This window comes from Streptomyces sp. MBT53 (genome assembly GCF_016654115.1).
GTDB lineage: Bacteria > Actinomycetota > Actinomycetes > Streptomycetales > Streptomycetaceae > Streptomyces.
On the sequence record NZ_JAEQAZ010000128.1, the window covers coordinates 25,090 to 33,711 of the forward strand.

At 69.8% G+C, this 8,622-nt stretch carries 10 protein-coding genes; 3 read left to right on the forward strand and 7 right to left on the reverse strand.

All coding sequences use genetic code 11. The features are described 5' to 3' along the window. Positions 1-161 precede the first annotated feature (161 nt). Both JHN45_RS35090 and JHN45_RS35095 read right to left on the reverse strand, forming a co-directional pair. The gene (locus tag JHN45_RS35090; protein WP_200712454.1) at positions 162-1,007 is read right to left on the reverse strand and encodes an SDR family oxidoreductase; all 846 of its coding nucleotides are present in this window, start codon (positions 1,005-1,007) and stop codon (positions 162-164) included. A 63-nt stretch (positions 1,008-1,070) separates the two neighbouring features. Then, positions 1,071-1,850 (reverse strand): SDR family NAD(P)-dependent oxidoreductase, encoded by a 780-nt coding sequence (locus JHN45_RS35095; protein WP_201053243.1) that lies wholly within the window; start codon positions 1,848-1,850, stop codon positions 1,071-1,073. Between the two features lie 167 nt (positions 1,851-2,017). Here JHN45_RS35095 and JHN45_RS35100 point away from each other — a divergent pair, with 167 nt between their 5' ends. Beyond that, the gene (locus tag JHN45_RS35100) at positions 2,018-2,938 is read left to right on the forward strand and encodes a helix-turn-helix transcriptional regulator (RefSeq protein ID WP_200712455.1); all 921 of its coding nucleotides are present in this window, start codon (positions 2,018-2,020) and stop codon (positions 2,936-2,938) included. A 43-nt stretch (positions 2,939-2,981) separates the two neighbouring features. Here the strand turns inward: JHN45_RS35100 and JHN45_RS35105 are convergent, their stop codons facing one another. Further along, positions 2,982-3,509 (reverse strand): STM3941 family protein, encoded by a 528-nt coding sequence (locus JHN45_RS35105; RefSeq protein WP_307783287.1) that lies wholly within the window; start codon positions 3,507-3,509, stop codon positions 2,982-2,984. 133 nt (positions 3,510-3,642) lie between these two features. Then, positions 3,643-4,251, reverse strand: a complete 609-nt coding sequence (locus tag JHN45_RS35110) for a TetR/AcrR family transcriptional regulator (protein WP_200712456.1) — start codon at positions 4,249-4,251, stop codon at positions 3,643-3,645. Positions 4,252-4,392: 141 nt separating this feature from the next. Here JHN45_RS35110 and JHN45_RS35115 point away from each other — a divergent pair, with 141 nt between their 5' ends. Then, positions 4,393-5,661 (forward strand): cytochrome P450, encoded by a 1,269-nt coding sequence (locus JHN45_RS35115; RefSeq protein WP_307783288.1) that lies wholly within the window; start codon positions 4,393-4,395, stop codon positions 5,659-5,661. A 15-nt stretch (positions 5,662-5,676) separates the two neighbouring features. Continuing rightward, the gene (locus JHN45_RS35120; RefSeq protein ID WP_200712458.1) at positions 5,677-6,450 is read left to right on the forward strand and encodes an SDR family NAD(P)-dependent oxidoreductase; all 774 of its coding nucleotides are present in this window, start codon (positions 5,677-5,679) and stop codon (positions 6,448-6,450) included. A gap of 121 nt (positions 6,451-6,571) precedes the next feature. On the opposite strand, the gene JHN45_RS35125 is transcribed toward JHN45_RS35120, so the two are convergent. The 3 genes from JHN45_RS35125 to JHN45_RS35135 all read right to left on the reverse strand — a co-directional run. Beyond that, complete coding sequence (locus tag JHN45_RS35125; protein ID WP_307783289.1) at positions 6,572-7,267, reverse strand: IMP cyclohydrolase; 696 nt, start codon at positions 7,265-7,267, stop codon at positions 6,572-6,574. Positions 7,268-7,372: 105 nt separating this feature from the next. Then, entirely contained in the window at positions 7,373-8,125 is a 753-nt protein-coding gene (locus JHN45_RS35130) for a DUF6348 family protein (protein WP_200712459.1), read from the reverse strand. Positions 8,126-8,231: 106 nt separating this feature from the next. Further along, a partial coding sequence (locus JHN45_RS35135; protein ID WP_201053245.1) for an RICIN domain-containing protein occupies positions 8,232-8,622 on the reverse strand: 391 nt, incomplete at its 5' end.

Consider the following 8,622-nt stretch of genomic DNA (forward strand, 5'->3'; position numbering starts at 1 on the left):
CCCCTTCACCGACCGTGACGTCACCCGTGATCGCTGAAGGCGCGGCTTTCTGCGGCTGCCGGGGACGAGGGGTGCGACATATCGGTCACCCGCCTGCGCTCAGTGGTCGTCGGGCGGGCAGACCCGTCCGACGCGTGCGCCGTGATGGGCCGGTGCGGTGTTCAGCCCTTGGCGCCGCCGTAAGCCAGATCGCCGCCGAGTTCGCGGGAGGCCCGGGCCTGGGCGAGGAGGTCCCGTGCCTTGGCTTCGACGCTTTCGATGGCGTCCGCACCGGCGACGAAGCGCAGCGGCGGATTCTCCTGGGCGGCGATGGTCAGCAGGGCGCGGGCGAGCTTGGCGGGGTCGCCGGTCTGCTGTCCGTTCATGCTCTTCCAGGCCGCGACGGTGGCCGTGGTGCGCTCGGCGTAGTCGTCGATGGTCGGTTCGGGCCATGTGGTGGAGGCGTCCACCAGCAACTCCGTGCGGAAGAAGCCTGGTTCCACGACCGTGGTGCGGATGCCGTAGGGCTCGACGTCGTAGCGCAGCGACTCCATCCACCCCTCCACACCGAACTTGGAGGCGGCGTACGCGACGCAGAACTCCTGGCCGATCAGACCGGCGGACGAGGAGAGCGTGATCACGTGCCCGGCACGCTGCTCACGCAGGACGGGCAGGACGGCGCGGGTGACGTTCATGGGGCCGAAGAGATTGGTCTCGATCTGCTGGCGCATCTGCGCGGGGGTGATCTCCTCGAAGTACCCGGCGAAGAAATTGCCGGCGTTGTTGACGAGGACGTCGATGCGGCCGAAGCGGTCGACGGCGGCCTGTGCGGCGGCCTCGGCGTCCTCCGGGCTGGTGACGTCCAGCTTGGTGACCAGCAGGTTGTCCCGGGGTCCGCCCAGAGCCTCCCCGACCTGATCGGGGCGGCGGCCGGTGGCGACGACCTGGTGGCCGGCGGCGAGGGCCTCGCGGGCGATGTCCTTGCCCAGACCGCGTCCGGCACCGGTGACGAGAATGACCTTGCTCATGAGGGGTTCCTTTTTCAGGCGCCGTGGCCCGGCGCTCGGTGGGGTGTGTCGGTGAGACGGGGGTCAGGCCTGGTCGGTCGGCATGATCCACAGCTCGCCGACGGAGGCGTGGCGGGGCCGGGTGACCATGTAGGCGACACCGTCGGCGATGTCGTCGGGGGCGAGGACCTCGGTCTGCTCGTAGAAGGCGTCGATCGCTTCGCGGACCTCGGGCTTGTGGGCGTTGTGCGAGCCCAACTCGGTGTCCACACCGCCCGGTTCGAGGACGCCGACACGGACGTGCCGCCGGGTGACCTCCTGGCGCAGGGACTCGGTGAAGCCGTTCACGCCGAACTTGGTGAGGTTGTAGACGCCGTACCCGTTCCACGCGACGCGGCCGGCGATCGAGCTGATGTTGACGATGTCGGCGACCCGGCGCGGTCCCTCGTCGGCCGCCTCGATCAGGTGCGGGAGGGCGGCGTGGGTGGTGTGGAGGAGGCCCTGGATGTTGACGGCGATCATCCGGTCCCACTCCTCGGCGTCCGCGCCGAGGACCGGGCCCAGGAGCATCAGTCCGGCGTTGTTGACGAGGGTGTCCAGTCGTCCGAAGTGCTCGACGGTCCGCTGTACTGCGGCTTCGGCCTGGGCGCGGTCGGTGATGTCCGCCGCCACCGCCAGCGCGGTGCCGCCCGCCTTCTCGATCTCGGCGGCGAGGCCGTCCAACCGGTCCTCGCGCCGGGCCACGAGCGCCACGGAGGCCCCGTGCTCGGCCAGCCGGCGGGCGGTGGCGGCGCCGATACCGCTGCTCGCGCCGGTGACGAGCACGACGGTACCGGCCAGCTTCGATGCGGTCGGGGAACTCATGGGGGTGTCCTGTTCTCTTGGCTGGACATGCGGTGCGGTGGGCCCGTGATCCAGGCAACCACCAGCCGCCCCCGCCCGGACCGCCACAACAGGCACCCCTCCACCGGGGGTCCGGCAGTACCCCTCTCCGGACCGCCCACGCCCCGGGTCGGCCGTACGGTGGATTCATGGACCGCAGCACCGAGATCCGCGAGTTCCTGCGCACCCGCAGGGCCCGGATCACCCCCGAGCGGGCAGGACTCGCCCCGCACCCGGGCGTCCGCCGGGTCCCGGGGCTGCGCCGCGAGGAGGTCGCCCAACTCGCCGGGGTCAGCGTCGACTACTACGTCCGCCTGGAACGCGGCCGGACGCAGGGCGTTTCCGACGCCGTGCTGGAAGCCGTCGCCCGCGCCCTGCAGCTCGACGACACCGAACGCGCCCACCTCTTCGACCTGGCCCAGCCCACCGCGACCCGCTCCCGCCGCAGACGGCCGCTCAGCCCCCAGCGGGTACGCCCGGTCGTGTACCGGGCGCTGGACTCACTCGCCACTCCCGCGATCGTCCTGGGCCGACGCATGGACGTCCTGGCCGCCAACCGCCTCGGCTACGCCCTCTTCACCGACTTCCAGGACCGGCCCCACCGCGAGCGCAACTTCGCCCGCTACGTCTTCCTCGACGAGGCCGCCCGCGCCCTGTACGCCGACTACTGGGACACGGCCGCCGGCGACTGCGTGGCCACCCTGCACCTGTACGCAGGACGCCACCCCGACGACCCCCAACTCACCGAGCTGATCGGGGAGTTGTCCGTGCACAGCGAGGTCTTCCGCCGGATGTGGGCCGACCACGACGTCCTCGCCCACACCACCGGCACCAAACGCCTCCACCACCCACTGGTCGGCGACCTCACCCTCGACTACGTCGTCCTGACCGTCGAGGGCGACCCCGACCAGAACCTCACCGTCCTCACCCCCGAACCCGCCTCACCCTCCGCGGAAGCCCTCGACATCCTTGCCAGCTGGACCCACACGTCCGACGGTCAGGCGAGCGGGGGAACCACACGGAACTCGTCCAGGCCGATCACGCCCTCGGCCGATCCTGAGAGAGCCTGACCGAGGGCCGAGGACCGAGGGCGGAAGATGCCGACGGAGGCGCTCAGCGCTGTACTGCGAGTCCTGGGCAGTGGCGCCGCATCGCGTCCAGGATCGTCTCAGGCGGTACGGGCAAGGTGTTCGTGGCCATGACGGCCGGACCGAAACCGAGCCGGGCGTTCATGGACGCGGTGCTGCGGACGAGCTTGGGTGCTCGGGCCAGATAGGCATCCGGATCGTGCAGTACGAGCTCGATGAACCGCTGCGAGGCGTTGCGTACGCGCTGTTCGCGTATCCGTACGGCGGCTATCTCGTCCCAGCGGAACCGGCCCAGCCTCTCGTGATCCACCCCTGTGTCGTCCAGCATCAACTCCGGCCTGTCTCGGCGAAGACGCCGACCGATGATCACCGAGCACAACCCGAAGAAAGGCACGGCCACTGCCCCTGCCGCAGTCATCTTCACGGTGCTGTGGGCGACCAGGAAACCGATGCCCAGAGCGACGAAGACGAGAGAGCCGGCCAGCATGGCCCACACACGTCCCTTGGCGATGGGGTAGACCGTCGGGGGCAGCGGAACGCCGTTGTTGATCACGAGGTCAGACGATAGGACGGGAGCCCTCGTCGGCGAAAGCATTTTCGTGGACCGTGAGGCCCGGTGCGAGTGCCAAGAGCTGTGCGCCCTGGTGGGCGCCTCCCGATGGGTGCGGTCCTCTGGGCATCTGCCGTCAGTGCGCTTCTGGCCGAGGTGTCCTGTCCCCTTCCAAGCGCTGGATCAGGTCTTCCACGTATGCGCGCGTCTCGTCGTGGCCGGCGGACATGCCCAGGCGGTCCTCCAGGACCAGGACTCGGGCGACGCAGGTGGTGAGGAAGACCAGCACGATCGGGGGACAGGTCTCGGGCGGAACTCCATAGCGTCGCAGGATTCCCGGGAGGGCCTCGGCCTGCGCCGCGCGTAGTCGCTCGGCGTAGTGGGCGACCTCGGTCCTGATGGCCTCGCGGTGGTTGGCCAGCGACATGAACTCCATGGTCAGCGAGGCGCCGGCCGGGTCGGTGCTGAACGCCCACAGGGCTCGCAGCGGCCGGTCGGAGGCGAGTGCCGCGGCCTGCTGTTCCAGTCCCTGTTCGGCGCGACGGCGGAACAGGGCGAGGAAGAGGTCGTCCATGGTGTGGAAGTAGTAGTGCACGAGTTGGTGCTTGAGCTCGGCCTGCGCGGCGACGCGGCGTGCGGTCACGGCCGAGTAGCCCTCCGCCAGGAGCAGTTCCTCGGCGGCGTCCAGCAGAACACCGCGGTTCTTGGCGTCGGGCGAACCGTAGCGGCGGGGTGACGACGTCACACGGCCTCCGTTCCGTAGGCGTAACTCCGCCCCGCGCCGCATGCCTTGACGGCTCAGGACCCCGGCGCTAAGCATATGTCCAGCATTGCTGTACGACCGTCCAGCATCCGTGCCACGGGTGCGGCCCCAGGGGAGGACGCAGTGCCCGACTTCGACAGGACCGACTTCTTCACGGACGGATCGGTCGTGGACGATCCGTATCCCTACTTCGAGCACCTTCGGGGACGCTGCCCGGTGCACCGGGAGTCCCACCACGGCGTCGTGGCCGTCACCGGCTACGACGAGGCCGTGCGGGTCTACCGCGACCACGAGACCTTCTCCTCCTGCAACTCGGTGACGGGCCCGTTCCCGGGACTGCCCGCCGAACCCGAGGGCGACGACATCGGGCCGTTGATCGAGCGGGTGCGCGAGCAGTTGCCCATGAGCGAGCACATGGTGACGATGGACCCGCCACTGCACACCGCTCAGCGCGCTTTGCTGGCCCGCCTTCTGACGCCCCGGCGGCTGAAGGAGAACGAGGAGTTCATGTGGCGGCTGGCCGACCGGCAGATCGACGAGTTCGCCGACCGCGGGCGGGTCGAGCTGCTGAGGGAGTACGCCCAGCCGTTCGCCCTGCTCGTGATAGCGGATCTGCTGGGTGTCCCCGAGGAGTTCCACGAGCCGTTCCGCGTCCGGCTCGGCCTCCAGAAGGTGGGATCCCTGGTCCCGGACGAGGCCGTGTCCGGCAACGCGCTGGAGTTCCTGGAGGAGCAGTTCGGCTCGTTCGTCCGGGAACGCAGGCGCGAGCCGCGCGCCGACGTGCTGACCGCGCTGGCCACCGCGACGTTCCCGGACGGATCGACGCCCGACGTCACGGACGTGGTCCGGGTGGCCACGTTCCTGTTCGCCGCCGGCCAGGAGACCACGGCCCGGCTGCTCAGCTCCGTGATGCTCGTCCTCGCCGAACGCCCCGATCTGCAGGCCCTGTTGCGCGAGGACCGCAGTCTCGTCCCGGCCTTCGTCGAGGAGACACTGCGGATGGAGAGCCCGGTCAAGTCCGACTTCCGCCTCGTCCGCCGGTCCACCACGCTGCACGACGTGGACCTGCCCGCGGGCACCACCGTGATGCTGCTCAACGGCGCCGTCAACCGTGACCCGGCCCACTTCGAGGATCCCGACCAATTCCGCGTCGACCGGCCGAACGCACGCGAGCACCTGGCGTTCGGCCGTGGCGTCCACGCCTGCCCCGGCAGCCCGTTGGCGCGGGTCGAGGCGAGGGTGAGCGTCGAACGGCTGCTGGACCGCATGGCCGACATCCACCTCGACGAGGCGGAGCACGGCCCGGTCTCCGACCGTCGGCTCAGCTATGAACCCACCTACATCCTGCGCGGTCTGACTGCCCTGCACCTCGGCTACACCCCGGTCGGCTGACGGCGAGGAAGGTCAATGCACCCCAGCAAAGACATCACCTCGGCGGGCCCCCGAACCGCCGTGGTCACCGGAGCGGCGTCGGGGATCGGGCTCGCGGTCGCACGCCATCTGACCGCATCAGGACACCGGGTGGCCCTGCTCGACCGGCGGGCCGAGGCCGCCGAGTCGGCCGCCGCCCGACTCCGGGAGACCGGCGCGGAAGCCACGGCCTACGCCTGCGACGTCTCCTCCCGCGATGCCGTCGCATCGGCGATCGAGGCGGTCCGCGAGGCGTACGGTCCGATCACCGTCATCGTCACGAGCGCGGGCGTCGAGACGTTCGCCCCCGTCACCGACATCACGCCCGATGCCTGGGACCGGGTGCTGGCGGTCAATCTCACCGGCACGTTCACCTGCGTTCAGGCCGTCGTCCCCGACATGCGTGCCGCGAAGTGGGGGCGGATCGTCACCATCTCCTCCTCCAGCGCCCAGCACGGTGCCCCGAACATGGCCCACTACGTCGCCGCGAAAGGCGGCGTCATCGCCCTGACCAAAGCTCTCGCGGTCGAACTGGCCGCGGAAGGAATCACCGCCAACACCGTCCCGCCCTCGATCGTCGACACACCGATGGCCCGCGAGGCCGAGAAGCGCGGGGATTTCATCGGCGTCGACACCGTCGCCGGCATGACCCCGGTGCGCCGCGCCGGAACGCCGGACGACATCGCGGCCGCCTGCGCCTTCCTCTGCTCCGACCGGGCGGGATTCATCACCGGCCAGCAGATCGGCGTCAACGGCGGCTGGTACATGTGAGCGGGTCCGCCACGACTCACGACATTCGATGGTGAAATCGCCGCCCAGTTGGCGCACGTCCGGAGCCGACCGCGAAACCCAGACCGTGGATCACTGATCGCGCACCCCAGTGGACGGGTGGTCACACCCCCGCGGTTGCCTCGTGCCGGATGGCGGCCTCGGCCAGCCGACCCGGTTCGAAGACCGCCGTTGCCACTCGGAACTCCGGTGTCAGCGCACCCCACACCTCTTCCAGGAGCTCTGCCGGGTCGGCTGCTCCGGTCCGGGTTTCGAGGAACGGCTCTCCGGTGGCGACCTGGTGTCCGTCGGATCGGTACGTCGTCATCAGGACGGCGTCGCCGGGATCCAGGTCGCGGACGGCGAGCGTCAGTACGTCGGCCGACGCCCTGCCGCCGGCGCTGCGACGGGCAGCGCCGAACCAGGCGTCCTGTCCCACGCTCAGATCGGCCACCACCGTGATGCGGGGTGTGAAGATCGGCGGGTCGGATTCGTACTCCAGGCCTGCCATCGCCTCCGTCGGCGTGCGCCTCTCCTGGAGCAGGTCCGACACCACGGCGACCTGTTCTCCGTTGCCGAAGACCAGCCAGCCACCCAGCTCGCGCGCCGCGACATAGTGCCGCAGCGGATCGTGAGCCGACTCGCCGGTCGGCGCGACGATCACCTCTCCGTCCCCTCTGCGCAGGACACGGGCCTTGGAGGCGGCGCTACGTCCGGTGAGGAAGTAGGCGCCGCACAACGCGCCACCGAGGGTCCGCGCCCACAGCACACCGCGCCCGGGATAGCGATTGCCTGCCAATGCCTCGTGCACCAAGTCCACTGGGACACTCCTCCGTTGGTCGTCGACATCAGGGACGGTCTTCACGCACCGTCATTCAACCGCGGTCGCCGATGACGACGTCAGCGGGCCAGGAGAGAGATCGGGTCAGGCCGTTGTCGAGTCGTTGGGCTCGTCCTCCGACAGCGGCAGCAGCAGCGCGTACGACCGCACGGCCGTGAATGCCGTCGGCTCGGGCAGGCCGAGTGCCGTCATCGCCGCCGAAGCGGCTTCGTGGCGCTCACCGTTGACGCGGATCTCGGCCTGCATCGCGCCGGGGCGACCGCCGTAGAAGACCTTGACGCCGTTGAAGAAGGGCGACTCCAGGTCCGCGGTGAACGAGTCCGCGATGCGGTGCAGCACGTTCGCTTCCAGCAGCGCGCCCTGTAGGCGCCGGTTCTCGTCGACATCGGTTCCGAGACCGACCGCACCCGACGTGATCATGTGCCAGCCGGGCACGCCGCGCCTGGCGTCGGGGCCGGCGTGGTTCGCGAACTGCTCTTTGCGGTCGAGGAGTTCGAGCAGGCAGGCGCCCGCCGTCTGCACCCAGGTGTTCGCCGCGTCCTGCGGATCGGCGGACATCGACACGACGCAGTCCATGAAGCACGGCACATCCGGCTGGATACTGACGTCCGGCAGCGCGACGAGGTCGTAGTGGTGGCCGCCCCCGTGGTGCGGCGGGGCCACGGCCACCGCCCAACCGTCCGGGCTGATCAAGGAGTTGCCCTTGAGCTGGGCGCCCTGCGCCGTTCCTGGCGCGAACTCTTCGAGCCCGGCCCTGACCAGGGCGAGGAACTCCAGGTCGGGCAGCCGCTGCGCCGGCGGCTCCTGCTTGCGCCTATGACGTCGTATCCAGGACATCCGTGGATGGTACTGAGCCCGGCCGACGACCGACGGACCGCATCACCTCAACAGCGCGCTCCGGTGCCGCCGTTGGACCACGGCGGCACCGGAGCGCCCGCAGGTGTCAGAACCAGCTCTGGTTCTGGCCGGAGTTGCACGACCAGGTGCGGAAGCCGGCGCTGCTGTCGTCGATGCAGCGGTTGGTCGCCTGGTTCCGCAGCTCGATGGTGTTGTCGCCCCACTTGTGCACGAGCCAGCTCTGGTTGGTGCTGGAGTCGCAGTTCGCGGTCTTGAACCCCTGGTCGCTGTCGTACATGCAGCGGTTGGTGAAGGCGTTCTTCAACTGCACAGTGCCGTCACCCCACTTGTGGACGATCCAGTTCTGCGGGGTGGAGCCGTTGCAGTCCCAGGTGCGGAAGCCGTTGTCGGTGTCGTCGATGCAGCGGTTGGTCGCCTGGTTCTTGAACGTGTTCACGGCGTCGGCCGCCGAGGCGGTCGCGGCGGGCAGCAGCGCG